This is a genomic window from Pseudomonas sp. GD03842 (assembly GCF_029841165.1).
GTDB lineage: Bacteria > Pseudomonadota > Gammaproteobacteria > Pseudomonadales > Pseudomonadaceae > Aquipseudomonas.
Genome location: NZ_JAOCEA010000002.1, coordinates 325,989 through 345,199, shown reverse-complemented (window position 1 = coordinate 345,199; position 19,211 = coordinate 325,989). Strand labels below are relative to the sequence as shown.

15 protein-coding genes are annotated in these 19,211 nt (G+C 63.1%); 8 read left to right on the top strand and 7 right to left on the bottom strand.

What is annotated here, in order from left to right; translation table 11 throughout:
• Positions 1-11: 11 nt before the first annotated feature.
• Positions 12-803: an IclR family transcriptional regulator gene (locus N5D61_RS04075; protein WP_108238349.1), complete on the top strand. Its 792-nt coding sequence runs from the start codon at positions 12-14 to the stop codon at positions 801-803.
• A 131-nt stretch (positions 804-934) separates the two neighbouring features.
• Here N5D61_RS04075 and hppD read toward each other — a convergent pair whose 3' ends face one another.
• The 3 genes from hppD to glcC form a co-directional block, all read right to left on the bottom strand.
• Positions 935-2,011: a 4-hydroxyphenylpyruvate dioxygenase gene (hppD, locus tag N5D61_RS04070; protein WP_108238350.1), complete on the bottom strand. Its 1,077-nt coding sequence runs from the start codon at positions 2,009-2,011 to the stop codon at positions 935-937.
• 141 nt (positions 2,012-2,152) lie between these two features.
• The gene (gene maiA / locus N5D61_RS04065; protein ID WP_279890974.1) at positions 2,153-2,785 is read right to left on the bottom strand and encodes a maleylacetoacetate isomerase; all 633 of its coding nucleotides are present in this window, start codon (positions 2,783-2,785) and stop codon (positions 2,153-2,155) included.
• Positions 2,786-2,898: 113 nt separating this feature from the next.
• Positions 2,899-3,672, bottom strand: coding sequence for a transcriptional regulator GlcC (glcC, locus tag N5D61_RS04060; RefSeq protein ID WP_108238352.1), 774 nt, complete (start codon positions 3,670-3,672; stop codon positions 2,899-2,901).
• 307 nt (positions 3,673-3,979) lie between these two features.
• Here glcC and glcD point away from each other — a divergent pair, with 307 nt between their 5' ends.
• From glcD to N5D61_RS04035, 5 genes are all read left to right on the top strand, one after another.
• Positions 3,980-5,479, top strand: coding sequence for a glycolate oxidase subunit GlcD (gene glcD / locus N5D61_RS04055; protein WP_279890971.1), 1,500 nt, complete (start codon positions 3,980-3,982; stop codon positions 5,477-5,479).
• Positions 5,479-6,576, top strand: a complete 1,098-nt coding sequence (gene glcE, locus N5D61_RS04050) for a glycolate oxidase subunit GlcE (RefSeq protein ID WP_177411059.1) — start codon at positions 5,479-5,481, stop codon at positions 6,574-6,576. Before glcD ends, glcE begins: the two co-directional genes overlap by 1 nt.
• A gap of 3 nt (positions 6,577-6,579) precedes the next feature.
• Positions 6,580-7,803, top strand: a complete 1,224-nt coding sequence (glcF, locus tag N5D61_RS04045) for a glycolate oxidase subunit GlcF (protein WP_279890968.1) — start codon at positions 6,580-6,582, stop codon at positions 7,801-7,803.
• A gap of 44 nt (positions 7,804-7,847) precedes the next feature.
• On the top strand, positions 7,848-8,255 hold the full coding sequence (locus N5D61_RS04040; RefSeq protein WP_108238355.1) for a heme-binding protein: 408 nt from the start codon (positions 7,848-7,850) through the stop codon (positions 8,253-8,255).
• Positions 8,256-8,356: 101 nt separating this feature from the next.
• Positions 8,357-10,534, top strand: a complete 2,178-nt coding sequence (locus N5D61_RS04035; RefSeq protein WP_279890965.1) for a malate synthase G — start codon at positions 8,357-8,359, stop codon at positions 10,532-10,534.
• Positions 10,535-10,630: 96 nt separating this feature from the next.
• Here N5D61_RS04035 and N5D61_RS04030 read toward each other — a convergent pair whose 3' ends face one another.
• Positions 10,631-12,820, bottom strand: a complete 2,190-nt coding sequence (locus N5D61_RS04030; protein WP_279890963.1) for a TonB-dependent siderophore receptor — start codon at positions 12,818-12,820, stop codon at positions 10,631-10,633.
• Between the two features lie 220 nt (positions 12,821-13,040).
• Between N5D61_RS04030 and N5D61_RS04025 the strand changes: the two genes are divergently transcribed.
• Positions 13,041-15,206, top strand: a complete 2,166-nt coding sequence (locus N5D61_RS04025) for an outer membrane assembly lipoprotein YfiO (RefSeq protein WP_279890962.1) — start codon at positions 13,041-13,043, stop codon at positions 15,204-15,206.
• The gene (locus N5D61_RS04020) at positions 15,206-15,928 is read left to right on the top strand and encodes a DUF3142 domain-containing protein (RefSeq protein WP_279890959.1); all 723 of its coding nucleotides are present in this window, start codon (positions 15,206-15,208) and stop codon (positions 15,926-15,928) included. The genes N5D61_RS04025 and N5D61_RS04020 overlap by 1 nt, the downstream gene beginning before the upstream one ends.
• A gap of 62 nt (positions 15,929-15,990) precedes the next feature.
• On the opposite strand, the gene N5D61_RS04015 is transcribed toward N5D61_RS04020, so the two are convergent.
• The 3 genes from N5D61_RS04015 to N5D61_RS04005 are packed head-to-tail and all read right to left on the bottom strand — an operon-like array spanning position 15,991 to position 18,968.
• Positions 15,991-16,320 carry a hypothetical protein gene (locus N5D61_RS04015; protein WP_279890958.1) on the bottom strand — a complete coding sequence of 110 codons (330 nt, stop codon included), beginning with the start codon at positions 16,318-16,320 and terminating at the stop codon, positions 15,991-15,993.
• Positions 16,317-17,675 carry a DUF1446 domain-containing protein gene (locus tag N5D61_RS04010; RefSeq protein ID WP_279890956.1) on the bottom strand — a complete coding sequence of 453 codons (1,359 nt, stop codon included), beginning with the start codon at positions 17,673-17,675 and terminating at the stop codon, positions 16,317-16,319. The genes N5D61_RS04015 and N5D61_RS04010 overlap by 4 nt, the downstream gene beginning before the upstream one ends.
• Positions 17,676-18,968, bottom strand: coding sequence for a citrate:proton symporter (locus N5D61_RS04005; RefSeq protein ID WP_279890954.1), 1,293 nt, complete (start codon positions 18,966-18,968; stop codon positions 17,676-17,678).
• Between the last annotated feature and the right edge of the window lie 243 nt (positions 18,969-19,211).

The window sequence follows — 19,211 nt, the reverse complement described above, 5'->3', positions numbered from 1 at the left end:
CGCCTTGGCCCATGACAGACGATTCCTCAAACGCTGCAGTCCCCCGCCAGCAGAAAGTGCAATCTGCCGAAGTGGGCGTCGGCATTCTCAAGGCCCTGGCCGAGTTGGCACCGGCAACTTCGCTGTCGCGGCTGGCCGATTACGTCGAGATGCCGGCGAGCAAAGTGCATCGCTACCTGCAGGCGCTGGTGGACAGCGGGTTCGCCGAGCAAGACCCAGCCACCAATCACTACCGCCTGGGCCGTTCGGCGCTGCAGGTGGGCCTGGCGGCGCTGAGCCAGCTCGATGTGCTGAAAATCAGTGCCCCGGAGCTGATTGCGCTGCGCGATGACATCAACGAAACCTGTTTCCTGGCGGTATGGGGCAACAAAGGCCCGACCGTGGTGTATGTCGAGCAATCCCTGGGCGCGGTGACGCTGGTGACGCAAATCGGCTCGGTACTGCCATTGCTCCACTCCTCGACCGGCCTGGTGTTCGATGCCTTCCTTTCCCCAGCGGAAACCGCTGCGCTGCGCGCCGTGGAATCAACGGCCCTGACCACGAAACAACTGAAGGTGATCGATCGGCATCTCGAGGACATCCGTACCACGGGCGTGCATCAGATTCAGGGCTTGTTGATGGCGGGCGTCAACGCCGTGTCATCCCCGGTGTTCGCAATGGGCGACAAGCTGGTGGGCGTGGTGACGGTGGTGGGCTCGGCGTCGGTGCTCACCGACGAACGTCAGGCGCACGCCGCGCAGAAGCTGCTGGAAACAGCGCGGACGATCAGCGCGCGGATGGGCGGAGAAATGCCCCGGCGCTGAACACTCCCCTGCACCGTCCAAGGCAATGCTGCGACCAGGAGCCGCTCAAAGGGCCAGCGCGCGGCGTGAGCCGGAGCCGCGCCATCCCGCACGGCTCCGGCCATGGGCCAATCCTGTCCTCTAGAAAGGACTCAATCGACCGTCAACACCCCGCGCCGCAGTTGATCCCGCTCGATGGATTCGAACAGCGCCTTGAAGTTGCCTTCGCCAAAGCCATCATCGCCTTTGCGCTGGATGAATTCGAAGAACACCGGCCCCATCAGCGTCTCGGAGAAAATCTGCAGCAAGAGGCGCTTGTTGCCCCCTTCCGAAGTGCCATCCAGCAGGATGCCGCGGGCTTTCAAGGCCTCTTCGGGTTCGCCGTGGTTTGGCAAACGGCCCTCGAGCATTTCGTAATACGTGTCGGGCGGTGCCGTCATGAAGCGCATGCCCAAGGCTTTCAGTCGGTCCCAGGTATCGATCAGGTCTTCGGTGAAGAACGCCACGTGCTGGATGCCTTCACCGTTGAACTGCATGAGGAATTCTTCGATCTGCCCTGCGCCCTTCGATGATTCTTCGTTGAGCGGAATGCGGATCATGCCGTCGGGTGCGGTCATCGCCTTGGACGTCAGCCCGGTGTATTCGCCCTTGATGTCGAAATAGCGGATCTCACGGAAATTGAACAGTTTCTCGTAGAAGTTCGCCCAATACGCCATGCGCCCGCGGTAAACGTTGTGGGTCAAATGGTCGATGAATTCCAGCCCTGCGCCTTTCGGATGGCGGTCGACCCCGTCGATGAACACGAAGTCGATGTCATAGATCGACGTGCCCTCGCCAAAACGGTCGATCAGGTAAAGCGGCGCGCCACCTATGCCCTTGATCGCGGGCAGGCGCAGCTCCATGGGGCCGGTGGCAATCTCGATGGGTTGCGCGCCCAGCGCCAGCGCGCGCTTGTAGGCCTGCTGAGAATCCCTGACACGAAAGGCCATCCCGCAGACGGACGGGCCGTGTTCGGCAGCGAAATAGGACGCCTCGCTGTGAGGCTCGTTGTTGAGGATGATGTTGATCGCGCCCTGGCGATACAAGGCCACGTTTTTTGAACGGTGCTGGGCAACCCGGGTGAAACCCATCATCTGGAACACCGGCTCCAGCGTGTTGGGGGTTGGCGAGGCGAATTCGATGAATTCGAAACCCATCAGACCCATGGGATTTTCATAGAGATCGGTCATGGTCTTGCTCCTGCTGAAAAGTGAAAGGCGTTAACGTCGCGTCACTGTTCGGCAGGCGGCGCGCAGGGAATCCCCCGAACGCTGCGGGCGAGGTAGTCGCCGAAGATCAATTGCAAGCCGAAGCTTTTCATGTGGGAAAGCTTACTCCGGCTTGTCGGCTTGCGCATCGGGATGCGCTGTCTTGAAGGCGGGGTGCTGCAAGGCCAGCGCCTCGACCCGCAAGATGCGCGGGAAGGCGTCCAGTACGACATTGAACCGACGGGCGGCGTACAGCTGCGGCAGCAGGTACACATCCGCCAGGCCCACGTCACCGAAGCAGAAACCTTGATCGCCAATCCACGCTTCAACGGCGTTGAAGCCCTCGCGGATCCAATGGCCAATCCAGGCTGCCACATCGCCTTCATCATGGCCCAGGCCGCGTAATCGGTTGAGCACGGCCACGTTGTGAAGCGGGTGGATGTCGCAGCCGATCAATGCGGCAACCGCTCGGTGCCTCGCCCGCGCGGGCAAATCATCAGGCAGCAAGGGAAACGAAGGATAACGCTCTTCGAGGTATTCGATGATGGCCATCGATTGAATGATGACGTCGCCAGCGTCGGTGCGCAGGGCGGGAACGCGTCCTTGAGGGTTGATCGCCAGATAATCCGGCTTGCGGTGTTCGCCCCCCTCGCGGATCAGGTTGATAGGCACGGCGTTGATCTCCAGCCCTTTCAATGCCAAGGCGATACGGACGCGATAGCTGGAAGTCGATCGGTAATAGGTGTAGAGGTCCACGGCCAGGCCCTGTTGTTTTTATTCTTCGTAAACGACTTACGCAATGCGTAACAAAGTGAATGATCCGCCATCCGGAGTCAAGCAGGACGACCGAGCCTGGGGGCGGACTGGCCTCAGGCCCAGCCCTCCAGCCGCAGGGTGGCCCTCACCAGCCGCTGCTCTTCGTTTTCGATTTCCCGCAGGCTCTCGCAGATACTCTGGATGTGCGCGACGGCGGCCTTGCGCGCTTGTTCCGGCAACCTGCCGGTGACCGCGTTGTAGAGCCGGGCATGATGGCGGTCGATCTGACGTTTCTGTGCCTCGCGGTGATACAGGTTGTTGACCGAAGCGAACACGGTGTTGAGAAGCAGATCGGTCAGCGATCGCAGGGTTTGCACCAACACCGGGTTGTGTGAAGCCTCGCAGATCGCCAAGTGGAAGGCATGATCGAGGCGCGCGTGCTCGGAGGCGGACAGTTCGTGGCCGTGAGCCGCCACCAGCGCTTGGTAGGCGCGGGAGATCAGCACGAAGTCGGCGTCGGTGCCTCGCAATGCCGCCAGCCGTGCGGACTCTCCTTCCAACAAGCTGCGCACCTCGAAAAGGTCATACAGCGTGCGTGGCTGGGAGGCGAACAGATGCATCAGCGGCGACGTGGCCGTCACCCCCAGTCCGCCCATCTGCGCGACAAACGAGCCCTGCCCGTGACGGGTTTCGATGATGCCTCGGGCCCGTAACAACTTGAGCCCTTCGCGCAGCGCGGTCCGAGACACACCGAGCTTTTCAGTAAGTCGCCGTTCGGAGGGCAACAATTGGCCCACCTTCAAGACGCCGTCGACGATCAGGCGTTCAATGCGCTCACTGACGACATCGGCGACCTGCTGTGAGCGGGGAGTCGCATTGCTGTCCATCCTCGAAACTCCTGTTGAAGGCCTCAACCCTGCGCTGACCCATTCGACAACCCACGCCGACGGGAACGGCCTGACTGGTATGACCACGCCTGCGCCTAAAAACCGAGAACCGGTGGTAATTCGCCAACTGATTGGTAAATAGGGATTTTTTTCATACCCATTGGGCTAACGCCCGAAAAAACTGGTTCGACCAGTGCGTTTTGCCATGGACAGTACGTCTTGCCCGGCCAATGATGCAAGTCAGCCGCAGAACGTTCACGCGTTGGACGGGCCCTCTATAAAAACAAGACAGGGTTGCACACTCATCATGAATATCCTGTACGACGAACGCGTCGACGGTGCATTGCCCGCTGTCGACAAAGCCCAGCTCCTGCTGGTCCTGCAGGAACGGCTGCCGGACCTGGACATCCTCCACCGCGAGGAAGAATTGCGTCCCTACGAGTGCGACGGCCTCTCCGCCTATCGCACCACGCCAATGCTCGTGGTGTTGCCCGAGCGCGTCGAGCAAGTCCAGACGCTGCTAAGCGTGTGCCATGAACGCGGGGTGCCCGTGGTGGCACGCGGCGCTGGCACGGGGCTGTCAGGCGGCGCGCTGCCGCTGGAGAAGGGCGTGCTGTTGGTCATGGCGCGCTTCAACAAAATTCTTCACATTGACCCTGCCGGGCGCTTCGCTCGCGTGCAACCGGGTGTGCGCAACCTGGCGATCTCCCAGGCTGCCGCGCCGTTCGACCTGTATTACGCCCCCGACCCTTCCTCGCAGATCGCCTGCTCCATCGGTGGCAACGTCGCGGAAAACGCCGGCGGCGTGCACTGCCTCAAATACGGCCTCACTGTGCACAACCTGCTCAAGGTCGAGATCCTGACGGTCGAAGGCGAACGCCTGGTGCTCGGCTCGGATGCGCTGGACAGCCCCGGTTTTGACCTGCTGGCACTGTTCACCGGTTCCGAAGGGATGCTGGGCATCATCACCGAAGTCACCGTGAAACTGCTGCCCAAGCCACAGGTGGCGCGGGTGCTGCTGGCAGCATTCGATTCGGTGGAAAAAGCCGGACGCGCCGTGGCCGACATTATCGCCGAAGGCATTATCCCCGGCGGGCTGGAGATGATGGACAACCTAGCCATTCGCGCGGCGGAGGATTTCATTCACGCCGGCTATCCGGTCGACGCCGAGGCCATCCTGCTCTGTGAGCTGGACGGCGTGGAGGCCGATGTCCACGACGACTGCGACCGGGTCCGCGCGGTGCTGGAAAAGGCCGGCGCCATCGAGTTGCGGCAGGCCCAGGACGAAGCCGAACGCGTGCGTTTCTGGGCCGGGCGAAAAAATGCATTCCCGGCGGTCGGTCGGCTGTCGCCGGATTATTACTGCATGGACGGCACGATCCCTCGTCGGGAGTTGCCGGGCGTATTGAAAGGCATCTCCGCGCTGTCCGAAGCCTACGGTTTGCGGGTGGCCAACGTCTTTCATGCCGGGGACGGCAACATGCACCCGCTGATCCTGTTCGATGCCAACCAGCCGGGCGAGCTGGAGCGCGCCGAAGCGCTGGGCGGCAAGATCCTCGAGCTGTGCGTGAAAGTTGGCGGCAGCATCACCGGCGAACATGGCGTGGGCCGCGAGAAGATCAACCAGATGTGCGCGCAATTCAATCGCGATGAACTGACCCTGTTCCATTCGGTAAAAGCCGCCTTCGACCCCGGTGGCACGCTTAACCCCGGCAAGAACATTCCGACCCTGCACCGTTGCGCCGAATTCGGTGCGATGCATGTGCACATGGGCAAACTGCCTTTTCCTGAACTGGAGCGTTTCTGATGGGTGCCGAACGCCAAATGACCCACGATGTGCAGGATCGAGATGCCAGCGATGAATGGCTGGAGCAGGTCAACCAGGCCATTGAGTCGGGGCTGCCGCTGCGCATTCAGGGGGCCAACAGCAAGGCGTTTCTCGGTCGCGAAGTCGCCGGTGAAGTCCTCGACACCCGTGGCCATCGCGGCATCGTGACGTACGACCCGACCGAACTGGTGATCACCGCCCGTGCCGGGACGCCGCTGAGCGTGCTGAACGCAGCCCTCGACGCGGCGGGACAGATGTTGCCCTGCGAACCCCCGACCTACAGCGACAGCGGCGTCAATGATGCGACCGTCGGCGGCATGATCGCGGCAGGACTCTCTGGCCCGCGCAGGCCCTGGGCGGGCTCGGTGCGCGATTTCGTCCTGGGCACCCGGGTGATCACCGGGCTGGGCAAGCACTTGAAATTCGGCGGCGAAGTGATGAAAAACGTCGCGGGGTACGATGTCTCGCGCCTGATGGCCGGCAGCTTCGGCTGCCTGGGGTTGGTCACCGAAGTGTCGTTGAAAGTCCTGCCCAAGCCGCGGCTGTGCACCAGCATTGCGTTGGAGATGGACGCACCCCACGCCCTCGCCCGTCTGGCCGAGTGGGGTCAGCAGCCCTTGCCGATCAGCGCGGCCAGCCATGACGGCCGGGTGTTGCGCCTGCGCCTGGAGGGCGGCGAGGGTTCGGTGGCCGCCGCCCACGATCGCTTGGGGGGTGAAACCATCGACGCGGCGTATTGGCAGGCATTGAACCAGCACCGCCTGGACTTCTTCACCGACGGACGCCCTCTGTGGCGGCTGTCGCTGCCGATCAACACGGGTGTGCTGGACCTGCCCGGCGAGCAACTGATCGACTGGGGCGGCGCGCAGCGCTGGCTCAAGTCAGACGCCGCCAGCCACGACATTCGTGCCCTCGTCAGCGCCGTCGGCGGTCATGCCACCTGCTATAGCCATGGCCTGGACGACAGCCCGTTTCAGCCGCTGGCGGCGCCGCTCTTGCGTTACCACCGCCAATTGAAGGCGCAACTCGATCCCCACGGCATTTTCAATCCCGGCCGTATGTACGCAGAGATCTGAACCATGCAGACCACCCTGAGCGAACACGCCAAGCGCCTGCCCCGTGGCGATGAAGCCGAAAGCATCCTGCGCAGCTGTGTGCATTGCGGGTTCTGCAACGCCACCTGCCCCACCTATCAATTGCTGGGTGACGAACTGGACGGTCCCCGCGGCCGGATCTATCTGATCAAGCAAGTGCTCGAAGGCAAAGAGGTCACCGAAAAGACCCAACTGCATCTGGACCGCTGCCTGTCGTGCCGCAACTGTGAAACCACCTGCCCTTCTGGGGTCGACTACCACAACTTGCTGGACATCGGGCGGGCGGTGGTCGACGCCGCTGTTCCACGACCGATGAGCCAGCGTGTGTTGCGCGAGAGCCTGCGCACGGTGGTGCCGAATGCCGGGGTGTTCAAGGCGCTGACGCAGGTGGGCAACACCTTCCGCCCCCTCCTGCCCGGTACGCTGAAAACCAAGTTGCCTGGCCAGATCCGCCCAGCGAAAGCCCGGCCTACCCGGGAGCATGCCCGTCAGGTCTTGATCCTGGAGGGTTGCGTGCAGCCGGGGCTGTCGCCCAACACCAACGCCGCGGCGGCGCGGGTGTTGGATCGCCTGGGGATCAGCGTGAAAGCCATCGCCCAGGCCGGGTGCTGCGGCGCGGTGGATTATCACCTCGACGCCCAGGCGCAAGGGCTGGAACGTGCCCGACGCAACATCGACGCGTGGTGGCCCAGCGTACAGGCCGGTGCCGAAGCCATCGTGCAGACCGCCAGCGGCTGCGGTGCCTTCGTCAAGGATTACGGCCACCTGCTGCGCCACGACCCGGCTTACGCCGAAAAGGCCGCGCGGATCAGCGCCCTGACCAAGGATTTGGTCGAAGTGTTGCGCGCCGAACCGCTGGAAAAGCTCGGTGCCTGCACCAGCGCCAAGCTGGCGTTCCATTGCCCGTGCACGTTGCAGCATGCCCAGAAACTCGGCGGCGCGGTGGAGTCGGTCTTGAGCCGACTGGGCTTCAACTTGACCGCAGTGCCCGACAGTCACCTATGCTGTGGCTCGGCCGGCACCTACTCGATCACCCAGCCGGTGTTGTCCAGGCAATTGCGAGACAACAAGATGAACGCATTGGAAAGCGGCCGACCCGACGTCATCGCCACTGCCAATATCGGCTGCCAGACCCACCTGGCTGGCGCCGGTCGCACGCCAGTCAAACACTGGATCGAACTTATCGAGGACGCGCTGCATCCCAATTGATCGCAGCCGCCCTGCCCCTTTACGACACTGACTCAGGAGCACCCATGAAAAGCAAATCCGTACTGACCCAGACCGACGTCACACAGATCCTCGCCGCCGCCCGTGCCGAGGCGCAGACCCAGGGCTGGGCGGTGTCCATTGCCGTGACCGACGATGGCGGCCACCTGCTGGGCTTCGAGCGTCTGGACGGCTGCGCCCCGATCGGCGCCTACATTGCGATCGAAAAAGCCCGCACCTCGGCACTGGGTCGTCGCGAGTCCAAAGGGTACGAGGACATGGTCAACGGCGGTCGCACGGCGTTCGTGACCGCCCCGCTGCTGACCTCCCTGGAGGGCGGCGTGCCGGTCATCGTCAACGGCGAAACCGTCGGTGCGGTGGGCGTTTCCGGCGTCAAGGCCGATCAGGATGCACAGGTGGCCAAGGCGGGGGTCGCCGCCGTCAACGCAGGATGAACATCGATGCAGGAACCCTGTGGGAGTGAGCGCGCTCATGCCTATGGGGCAGCTGGCCACGCCCGACTGCAACACCCTATTTTCATGATGGAGAGCCCGAGATGACCGAATTCGTCAACTGCCATAACCTCAAGGTGGCGGCCAATCTGAAGCGTTTTGTCGACGAGGACGTGCTCCCCGGGACCGGGCTGGACCCTGAAGTGTTCTGGGCCGATGTCGACTCGCTGGTCCACGACCTGGCGCCGATCAACCGCGAGTTGCTGGCCGAGCGCGACCGCATTCAGGCCCAGCTCGACAAATGGCACCGGTCCAACCCCGGCCCGATCACCGACATGCCCGCCTACATCGCTTACCTGGATGCCATCGGCTACCTGCAACCGGTGCCCGATACGGTGGCTGCCACGACCCGCAACGTCGACAGTGAAATCAGCGAACAGGCCGGCCCGCAACTGGTGGTGCCTGCCGCCAACGCCCGTTATGCCTTGAACGCCGCCAACGCCAGGTGGGGTTCGCTGTACGACGCCTTGTACGGGACCGATGCCATCGACAGCAGCAACGGCGCGGAAATCAAGGCCGGCTACAACCCGTTGCGCGGCGCCAAGGTCATTGCCTTCGCCCGCGCCCTGCTGGATGAGGCCGTACCGCTGGCGGCCGGGTCCCATGCCGATGCTCAAGGCTACGCCATCGACAGCGGCGAGTTGATCGTGACCCTCGCCGACGGCAGCCGTTCGCCGTTGGCACAACCGGAAAAATACGTCGGCTATCAGGGCCAGGCCACTGAGCCGAGCGCCATCCTGTTGAAAAACCACGGCCTGCACATCGAGATCCAGATCGACCCCAACAGCCCCATCGGCAGCAGCGATCCGGCGGGCATCAAAGACCTGCTCCTGGAAGCCGCGCTGTCCACCATCATCGACTGTGAAGATTCGGTGGCGGCCGTCGATGCCGACGATAAGCTGGTGGTCTACCGCAACTGGCTGGGGCTGATGAAAGGCGACCTGACCGAGGACCTGGTCAAGGGTGGCAAGACCCTCACCCGGCGCCTGAACGCCGACCGCCAGTACACCCGCCCTGACGGAAGTGCTCTCACCCTGCATGGCCGCTCACTGCTGTTCATCCGTAACGTCGGCCACTTGATGACGAACCCGGCCATCCTGTACGACGGCAACCGGGAAATCCCGGAAGGTATCCTCGATGGCGTGATCACCAGCCTGATCGCCCTGCACGACCTGCACGAACGCACCAACTCCCGTGCGGGAAGCGTGTACATCGTCAAGCCGAAGATGCATGGTCCGGCCGAAGTGGCCTTTGCCGATCAGTTGTTCAGTCGGATCGAGGACGCGCTGAAGGTCCCGCGCAACACCCTGAAAATGGGCATCATGGACGAAGAGCGGCGCACCAGCGTCAACCTCAAGGCGTGCATTGCGGCAGCCTCGGCGCGGGTGGCCTTCATCAATACCGGATTCCTGGACCGCACGGGCGATGAGATGCACACCTCCATGGAAGCCGGGCCGATGCTGCGCAAGGGCGAGATGAAGGCCACTCCGTGGATCAAGGCCTACGAGCGCAACAACGTGCAGGTCGGGTTGGCGTGCGGCCTGCGTGGCCGTGCTCAGATCGGCAAAGGCATGTGGGCCATGCCCGACCTCATGGCGGACATGCTGGAGCAGAAAATCGGCCACCCCAAGGCCGGCGCCACCACCGCTTGGGTGCCGTCGCCCACCGCCGCGACCCTGCATGCCCTGCACTATCACAAGGTCGATGTGCAGGCCGTACAGCAGGCGCTGGAGCAGATCGATCCGGAGAGCGAGCGCGAGCAGTTGCTGTTGGATCTGCTGACCATTCCGGTGGCGGCCGAGGCCAAATGGACCGAAGAGCAAATTCGCGAGGAGGTCGAGAACAACGCACAGGGCCTGTTGGGTTACGTGGTGCGTTGGGTCGAACAAGGCGTGGGCTGTTCGAAAGTGCCGGACATTCATAACGTCGGTTTGATGGAGGACCGCGCCACGCTGCGCATCTCCAGCCAGCACATCGCCAACTGGCTGCGTCACGGGGTGATCCATGAGCACGAGGCCTTGGACACCCTCAAGCGCATGGCCAAGGTGGTTGACAGGCAGAACGCAGGGGATGCTGCTTATCGCCCGATGAGCGAAAACTTCGACAAGTCGGTGGCGTTCCAGGCCGCTTGTGCGCTCGTCTTCAAGGGATGCGAACAGCCCAGCGGCTACACCGAACCGCTGCTGCATCAGTTCCGCTTGGCGTATAAGAAAGAGGCGTAAGCCCCTCTGGGGCGACGGGCTGGATCAGCGGGGGTAGGCAGGCGGGGCTGCCCTCTGACGGCCAGCGTCCACCACGCTGGCCGCCCGTTCGATGCCTCAAAACTCCAGTTTGGCCCGTGCCACCAACTGGCGCGGTTCGCCGATGGCAATGGCCGGTGACCCGAGGCCGCTGGCGGAGGTGTAGTACTTCTCGTCGAACATATTTTTCAGGTTCAGTTGCAGGGTCAGGTCGCGCTCGTCGAGCTTCATCTTGTAGGCGACAAAAGCGTCGGCCACCTTCGAGGACGGGAGGTAATACTCTTTGCCCGCCCCATCGTTCACGCCCCAACGGCTGGCAAAGCGCGCACCGGCTCCGGCGCGCAGCTCACCTATGCCGACATGGCCAAAGTCGCGAGTCAGGTACAGCGCGCCCGTATGCTTGGACACCCCGTCCAGCGGCTCGCCCTTGAGCACAGGGTCTTCCAGCACCTTGGTGTCGGTGTAGGCGTAGCTGCCGGTGATGCTCCAGACCGCATTGAGTTGCCCGGTGATGTCCGCCTCCAGCCCTCGGGACCGAACTTCACCCGAGACCCGGGTGCAGGTCTCGCTGCCATTCACCCCGCACGGTTCGCTGGTCTGCACGTTCTGCTTGTTGATGTTGAACAGGGCGACGGTGGCGGTGAGCGCGTCGTTCTGGAACTTGGTGCCGATTTCGTAGGCTTTGCCCTCCTCCGGTGGCAGGTCGCCAATCGGAGAGGCGATCGAGGTGTTCGGACGGAACGACTCGGTGTAGCTGCCGTACACTGACCAGTCCGGCTGGATCAGGTACACCAGCCCCACACGCGGGACGACCTTGCTGTCCTTGACGTCGGCGCCGACGACGAATGGCCGGCCCTTGCCGGTGAGTTCATCGAAGGCGTCGTAACGCAGCCCGGCCTGGAAGATCCATTGATCATTGAGGTGAATGGCGTCCTGCACAAAGAAGGCGTGGGTGCGCAAGTGATCGGTCTGATCGCTGTTCGGCGCACTGACGGTACTCGGTTGAGCGGTCGCGCCGTAGACCGGGTTGTTGTAGTTGAAGTTGGTCCTGTTCGCGCTGCGGTACAGGTCGCCCAAGTCACGATCGTTTTTCATGTAATCGGCGCCAAACATCACCTCGTGGCGCATGTCCCCCCAATAAAGGTTGCCCAGCATGTTGACGGTGGCGGTATGGGCGTACTGCACGGCATCCCGGGTGGCGTCGCCACGGCGCGTCACGGCACCGGTGGTGTAGTTGGCCGAGATGAAACGTGACTGGTAGTCGTTGTAATAGTTGCGGCTGTAGGCGTAACCGGTGCGCAGCGTCCAGGTGTCATTGAGGCGATGGTCTATGCGCAGGTCGAGTGAGTCAGAGCGACCGGTGGTGACGTTGAACGGTTCGTCCAGTCGGCGGGTACGCGGGATGTCCAGCACCTTGCCGGTTCGGGTGTTGATCTGCGTGCCACGGTCGAACGGCACCGAGTATTCCATGTGCTCATAGGCCACCGAGACGGTGGTGTCGTCGCCATACCAGGCCAGGGACGGCGCGATCACCGACTGGTCGATGCTGCCGAAATTGCGCCAGTAGTCGTAGTTCTGCTGGTCTGCGATGAAGCGGTAGGCCAGGCCGTTGGTGCCGATCGGACCCGTGACGTCGATCTGCTCGCCCCCGCCGCCGAAGCTGGTGCCGAACACGGAAAGCGAGCGGCCTTCGACCAACTGCGGTTTCTTGGTGACGACGTTGATCACGCCACCGGGGTCCTGCACACCGTAGAGCATCGACGCCGGCCCCTTGAGCACTTCGATGCGCTCGGTGGTCGGCGTGAAATTACGCGCCTGCACCGACTGCATTCCGTCTCGCATGATGGAGTTGTCGCGGTTGGTGCCGAAGCCGCGCTTCTGAATCGCATCCTGCGTGCCACCCAGGGTGTTGCCCTGCTTGACGCCGCTCACCGCGTTGATCGCTTCGTCCAGGCTGCTTGGCTGACGGTCCTCGATGACCCGGTTGGTGACCACGTTCACGGTTTGCGGCACTTCCACCAGCGGTGCTTCGGTACGCGTCCCCACCGATGCCTTGCGCGCCTGATAGCTGATGCGGCTGTGCTCGGTTTCGCTGATATCGGTCTGTGAGGTGGCATCGATGTTGGTTGCCTCCAACTGCAGTTCTTCAGCGCTGGCCAGCGAACCCACGCCAAGCGACCACAGCAACGCCGTGACCGAACACACCCCTAAAGCAGCGGGACGAAGGGCGGGCAAAGCAGGCACACGAAAACCGGATTGAGCTGTCATGAACGGATAAACCTGAAGTGTCGTGAAAGGGTTGCATTCGTCAGAAACGCATCTGATTCTCACTACACGGATGCCAGCCGGCTTTACCTCACCTGTTTGCCGAAAAAAATGTTGGCTGCGCTGGCGGGGTACCAAAATGCCAGCCATCCGCATTTTCGAAACAATCTGTATCATTCGCCCGTTCCGCTCCCCTCCCGCGTAATGAAATCAAGGATTGTTCATGCGTATCCGTTCTCTGCCTCCGCTTGCATTGATCCTGGGGGCCACCCTGTGCGGCACGGCCCAGGCCAGCGGTGATGACGCCTGTTACCCCGTCTGGACGTTGCTGCGCGATTCGCTGGACGCCTGCAACAACCTGGCGTTTCTCAATCCGGGCAACGACAGCCGGGTCAACCTGCGACTGTTGTTGGCGGACCGTCATGCCCTGGCGCTCAAGCCTGCCGCCCTGACCGACGATGAACTGTCCGAAGGCTATGGCCCCGTGCCGTTCCCCGTCGCGCGCCTGGAAGAAGGTGAAATCGAAGGTGACGAGAGCGAGGAATCCGGTGCTGCAGCGCTGAACGACGTGCTCGAACGGCTCGGCATCCCGCGCGACAGCAGCGACAGTGCCGGGCAGGCGTTCCTGCAAGGTGAAGGCAGCCGCTGTCGCAGCAACAGAGACGACAGCGCCGCCGATTTCATCGGGCACCTGCTGGAAACCCCAGCCCTCCCTGACACCGAGCGTCAAGCGCTGGCGCGCAGCCGCTTGCAATTGCTGGAAAGCTGCACCTGGGACGGCGAGAAGCTGGCCGCGCTGCTGCCAGCCCAGGTGCAGTCCGACGATGGCAAGGCGTTCCTTGCTTACCTGCAAGCGGCCGCGGATTTCTACAGTGGCCGCTTCAGCCAGGCCGAAAGCAGGTTCGCCAGTCTGAGCGAGAGCAGCCAGCCCTGGCTCAAGGAAACCGCGCTGTACATGGTTGCTCGCACACGCCTGAATGACGCACAGCGGGACGCTTTCGATGAGTACGGCACGATCAAAAGCGACCTTGATCCGGCCCCTTTCAATCAGGTCAGCGAAGCACTCACGCATTACCTGACGGCCTACCCTGAAGGCCGCTACGCCCGTTCCGCTAAAGGCCTGATGCGTCGGGCGCACTGGCTGGCCGGTGATCTGAACGCGCTGGCCAAGGATTACGACGGGCAACTGATGCGCGCCAGCGCTGACGAAGGCAATCTGCCGGCGGACGACCTGATTCAGGAAACCGACAACAAGCTGTTGATGGCTTCGACGACGGCCACGCCCTCTTCCCTCCTGACGGCCACCGTTGACCTGATGCTGATGCGTGCCGATGCGCCGCGGAAACTGACGCGGGAAGAACTCCTGGCCCAGAAAGACCTGTTCGCCGAATGGCCGGCGATGTTCGATTACTTGCAAGCAGTGTTCGCGTTCTACCTGGACAAGCAACCGGACCAGGCACTGAAGAACCTGCCCCGGTCGACGCCAACGAGCCTTGACGCGCTCGCCTTCAGCCAGCAGACCTTGCGCGGCCTGGCGCTGGAGGCCAATGGCGATCTGGCTGCCGCTCAACGCCTGTGGCAGGAACTGATGCCCTTGGCCAGCCAACCGTTGCAGCGGGACCAGTTGGAGCTGGCACTGGCCATGAACTACGAACGCAGTGGCCAGTTGACCCAGGTGTTCGCCAGCGATTCGCCGATCCAGTCCGCCCAGGTCCGATCGATCTTGCTGAGCAAAGTGGCCGATGCGCCGCTGTTGCGCCAGCAGATCACGCAGGGCAACAGCGACACTGAAAAAGCCACGGCGCAGTTCGTGCTCCTGTACAAGAACCTGTTGCACCAGCAGTACGCGGCATTTGCCGAAGACCTCAAAACGCTGCCGGCACAGCCCGCCGACACTCGCCTGGGCACCAGCCTCGGCTACGTCTATGGCGAAGGCCAGACACTGCAACTGTTCCGTTGGAAGGGCGACAAGGCGGAATCGGGGTACAGCTGCCCCAGCGTCGCCGAAACCGCCGCGCTGCTGCAGGCCAACGCACAGGATCCCAAAGGCCTGAACTGCCTGGGCGAATTCATCCTGCGCAACGGGCTGGACGGCATACCGCTGGACGACCGGCCTTCCGCGTCTTTACTCGGCAGTTCGCAGCCGGGGTTCGAGGGCCCACTGTTTTCCCGGCTCGACGGTTACCGGACAGTCATCGCCGACAGCAACGCTCCGCGCGATGAAAAGGCGTATGCGCTGTTCCGTGCGATCAACTGCTACGCGCCGTCGGGTTACAACAGTTGCGGCGGGAAAGACGTTGAACCCTCGGTTCGCAAAGGGTGGTTCCGCCAATTGAAGAGCACCTACGCCGCCACGCCATGGGGCCAATCCCTGCAGTACTACTGGTGATGCGGTGGCTGCGTTGGGCCTTGATCGGCTGGCTGTGCAGCGGCTCGGTTTGGGCAGCCGTCGATGCCCGAGACCACGATGCTTTCTGGCTGTGGAGCGGTGTCTCCCCGCAGTCCGTGCTGAATCAGGCGCAGACGCTTTACCTGTTGCAAGGGCAGATCTTCGCGCCTCGGCGTGATCGGGAACGGGTCGAGTTCATCGCCCAGGGCATGAGCGTGACCCGCTTGCCTCAGCCGAACCTGTGGATTGTCTACCGCGCCCACACCCTGCGCTGGCCGGCTTCGGTCTATCGTCGGTTGCTCAGCCAGGTGGAACGCTGGCAACAGGCAGGAAACGCGATCGCGGGCATCCAGATCGACTTCGACGCCCGGACACGTTATTTGCAGGAGTACGTGGTGTTCCTCAAAGACCTGCGTCAGCGGCTGCCCTCCCGTTACCAACTGAGCATCACCGGCCTGTTGGACTGGAGCAGTCATGCCGATCCTCTCGCCATCGGCCAACTGCAAGGCGTGGTGGATGAGGTGGTGGTCCAGACCTATCAGGGCCGCCACAGTATCCCTGACTACGCCGCGTACCTGCCTAGGGTGAGTCGGCTGGGGCTGCCGTTCAAGATCGGTCTGATCCAGGGCGGCGACTGGACAGCACCGGACAGCGTGCAGCACAGCCCGTGGTTCCGAGGGTATGTGGTGTTTCTGCAGAATGAACCCCGGAATCGCGACTGAGGCCCCACCGCGATACGCTCGCACCGAGGGACGGACGCACTGGCCAAACGCACGGTGACCCGTCAAGGGCCGTCGACAATCTCGATATCCAGCAGCGCCGCGCCCAATGCCTTGCCATGGGCATCCAGCGCCAGCGAACGGGTGACCCCACCTTTCAGGATCCCCGGCAGGACGAAATTCAGCGCATTAACCTTCGGCAGTTCATACCGGCGCACCACACCTGCGTCAGGGCTCAGCCATTCGCGGAAATGTTCGGCGACGCGCTCGGCGGTCAGTTGTTCGAGCAGCCGTGGGTAATCCTGCGGCCTGAATGCAATCACCGAGATGTTGGAGGTGTCGCCCTTGTCGCCCGTACGGGAATGGGCCAGCTCGCGTAATTTGACAGCACTCATGGGGCGTCCTCCAGATGAACTTCGGCCTTGACCGCCTCGCGGGGCCACAGCAGCGACGCCACGGCCACCACTTGGCGCACGGACTTGCTGGCGCCACCGCCACCATAGGGCCCGTTGGTATACAGGGTTTCCACTTCGTTACCGATGCGCACGGCATCGGCCTTGTCTGCACAGCGCCCCGCCACGCGCAGACGCACTTCCCAGGGTTCGCCCGTCGCACGCCCACCCAGTTCGGCGCCATGCATGGAATCGACACCGATCAGTTCGGCACGCACGTCGTCGCAGACCACACCGATGAGCGTCAAACGTTCCAACACGATGTCCCGAGCCAGTCGCGCGCGGGCCACCGCACCGGGCCCGCCGTAGGAGATCTGCCCCTCGCCGATCCAGCCGTCCAGGTACCCTACCGAAACCTTGAGCGTCTCGGGTCGAACACTCCCGTCCGCTCCGTCGGCCCGCACTTCGTCGGGGGCGAGCAGGCTGAATGAAACCTCGGAGAAGTCCGCCGTCACGTCCGGCGTGAGATACGCCTGGGGGTCGTGAACTTCGTAAATCAGTTGCTCGGTGCAGGTCGCGCAGTCGATGCGTCCGCCGGAGCCTGACACCTTGCTGATCACCGCCCGGCCCTCAGCATCGATTTCGGCCAGGGGAAAGCCCAGTCGCGCCAGGTTCGGCACGTCCTTCACGCCGGGATCGGCGAAGTAGCCACCCGTGATCTGCCCCGCGCACTCCAGCAGATGCCCGATCAGGGTGCCGCGTCCCAGCTTCGTCCAATCGTCGCGGGCCCAGCCGAATGTGAACACCTGGGGCGCGAGAAACAGTGACGGGTCGGCGACCCGCCCAGTGATCACCACGTCGGCATCCGCCTCCAGCGCGTCGATGATGCCCTCCACCCCCAGGTACGCATTGGCCGAGACGACCCGTTCGCCCAGCGCGGCAAGGGTCACGCCATTGTCCAACCGCTGCTGAGGACTCAACTGCCCCAGCACGTCGTCGCCGGTGACCGCAGCCACCTTCAGGCCAGTCAGGCCCAGATCCGCTGCGATGCGGCGGATCTCGCGTGCGGCAGACAGCGGGTTGGCCGCGCCCATGTTGCTGATGATGCGAAGACGCTTGTGCCCCGCCTGGCGCCCACGTGCGACGAAGGGCAACACACGACGCATGCGCTCGCCGAGCAACGGGTCGTAACCGGCCTCGGGCTCGGTCAGGCGTGCCTGTTGTGCCAGGGCGATGGTCCGTTCCGCCAGGCACTCGAACACCAGATAGTCCAGGTCACCCTGGTCGGCCAGCTCCACCGCTGGCTCGATACGGTCGCCGGAGTAGCCGGCGCCGGAGCCGATCCTTAGGGTTTTCATTCAAAACACTCCCAACAGCATCGCGGTGAAGGTCATCAACACCGATGCGCCAAACAGAAACGGAATGGTGAAGCGTTGGTGATCGGCCAGTTCGACTTTGCACAGGCCCACCAACAGGAAGGTCGCGGGGGTCAGGGGGCTGACCGGGAAGCCGGTGGTGTGCACACCCAGCAACGACGCTTGGGCCACCTGCAACGGGTCGACGCCCAGTGCGCGTCCAACCTCGGCGATCACCGGCATCACACCGAAGTAAAAGGAATCCGGATCGAACAGCAGGCTCAGTGGCATCGACAGAAAGCCCACGACCATCGGGATCAACTTGCCGTGGCCGGCGGGAATCTGCGCCACAGCCACTTCGGCCATCGCCTTGAGCATTCCCGTCCCCTGCATGATCCCGGTGAACACCCCGGCGGCGAGCAGAATGCTGGCCATCGTCAGCGCTGTTTTGGCATGGGCGTCAATGCGGGCGCGTTGCGCATCGACGTTGGGGTAATTGATGCACAGTGCCAACACCGTTCCGATCATGAACATGACCACCGGATCGACCCACCCTGCGATCATCACGGCCATCACCACGAGGGTCAGCAGCAGGTTCAGGGCGAACAAGCGCGGGCGGCGCAGCGCGCTTTCCTGCTCGGTCAGCACGCGTTCGGGCACAACGTCGACCGAGCCCCCCGCACCCAGACCGAGGCGCTTTTCCTCACGGCGGCCCAGCCACCAGGCGCTGATGAAGACAAACGCCAGGCCAACGATCTGCACCGGAATCAGCGGCTGAAACAAGTCGGCGACCGGCACGTGCAACGCCGCCGACGAGCGCAGGACCGGCCCGGTCCATGGCAGAAAATTCACCCCCGCGGCCATGGCGGCAACGCAAGCCAGAATCCGGCGGTCGATGCCCAGCCGGGTATACAGCGGCAGCATGGCCGGCACCGTCACCAGAAAGGTCACGGCCCCGGAGCCATCCAGGTGCACCAGCAACGCGAGCAACGCGGTGCCGACGACGATGCGTGTCGGCCGCGTACCCACCGTGCGCAGGATCCGATCGATGATCGGGTCAAGCATCCCGGCGTCGGTCATCACACCGAAGAACAGAATGGCGAAGACGAACATGCCGACCACTGGGGCGACGTTCTTGATGCCGGTGATGATGAACCCGCTGGTCTGCAGGCCGAAGCCGCCAATCAGCGCAGCGAGGATGGGCAGAGCGATCAGGGCAACCAGGGGGGAAAGGCGCTTGCTCATGACGGCGGCAAGCAGACAAAGAATGGTGATGACACCGAGGGTGGCGAGCATGGGGCTGATCCTCGTCGCGCCTGACCGGGAGACGGTGGAGCGAGCTGTTGTTGTTTTCAGCGAGTATCGAAATGAGGGTAAGATTTGTAAATTGAAATGTTCGCCGGGTTGCGTTCGGAAAATCGAAATGCTCCTGAGGCGACGAAGCGCATTGCGAGCCGCATCCGCGCGATGCGTGCGAGAGACCTTTCGAGATGCCGCGGTATCTGCGCGCCACGCGTGGGGACCGCCGTCAACGGCGAG

Excerpts from the sequence above, each read along its gene's own strand:
- N5D61_RS04075 (WP_108238349.1), top strand. The coding sequence starts at position 12 with ATGACAGACGATTCCTCAAACGCTGCAGTCCCCCGCCAGCAGAAAGTG.
- hppD (WP_108238350.1), bottom strand. The coding sequence starts at position 2,011 with ATGACCGATCTCTATGAAAATCCCATGGGTCTGATGGGTTTCGAATTC.
- glcC (WP_108238352.1), bottom strand. The coding sequence starts at position 3,672 with ATGGACAGCAATGCGACTCCCCGCTCACAGCAGGTCGCCGATGTCGTC.
- glcD (WP_279890971.1), top strand. The coding sequence starts at position 3,980 with ATGAATATCCTGTACGACGAACGCGTCGACGGTGCATTGCCCGCTGTC.
- glcE (WP_177411059.1), top strand. The coding sequence starts at position 5,479 with ATGGGTGCCGAACGCCAAATGACCCACGATGTGCAGGATCGAGATGCC.
- glcF (WP_279890968.1), top strand. The coding sequence starts at position 6,580 with ATGCAGACCACCCTGAGCGAACACGCCAAGCGCCTGCCCCGTGGCGAT.
- N5D61_RS04040 (WP_108238355.1), top strand. The coding sequence starts at position 7,848 with ATGAAAAGCAAATCCGTACTGACCCAGACCGACGTCACACAGATCCTC.
- N5D61_RS04035 (WP_279890965.1), top strand. The coding sequence starts at position 8,357 with ATGACCGAATTCGTCAACTGCCATAACCTCAAGGTGGCGGCCAATCTG.
- N5D61_RS04030 (WP_279890963.1), bottom strand. The coding sequence starts at position 12,820 with ATGACAGCTCAATCCGGTTTTCGTGTGCCTGCTTTGCCCGCCCTTCGT.
- N5D61_RS04025 (WP_279890962.1), top strand. The coding sequence starts at position 13,041 with ATGCGTATCCGTTCTCTGCCTCCGCTTGCATTGATCCTGGGGGCCACC.
- N5D61_RS04020 (WP_279890959.1), top strand. The coding sequence starts at position 15,206 with ATGCGGTGGCTGCGTTGGGCCTTGATCGGCTGGCTGTGCAGCGGCTCG.
- N5D61_RS04015 (WP_279890958.1), bottom strand. The coding sequence starts at position 16,320 with ATGAGTGCTGTCAAATTACGCGAGCTGGCCCATTCCCGTACGGGCGAC.
- N5D61_RS04010 (WP_279890956.1), bottom strand. The coding sequence starts at position 17,675 with ATGAAAACCCTAAGGATCGGCTCCGGCGCCGGCTACTCCGGCGACCGT.
- N5D61_RS04005 (WP_279890954.1), bottom strand. The coding sequence starts at position 18,968 with ATGCTCGCCACCCTCGGTGTCATCACCATTCTTTGTCTGCTTGCCGCC.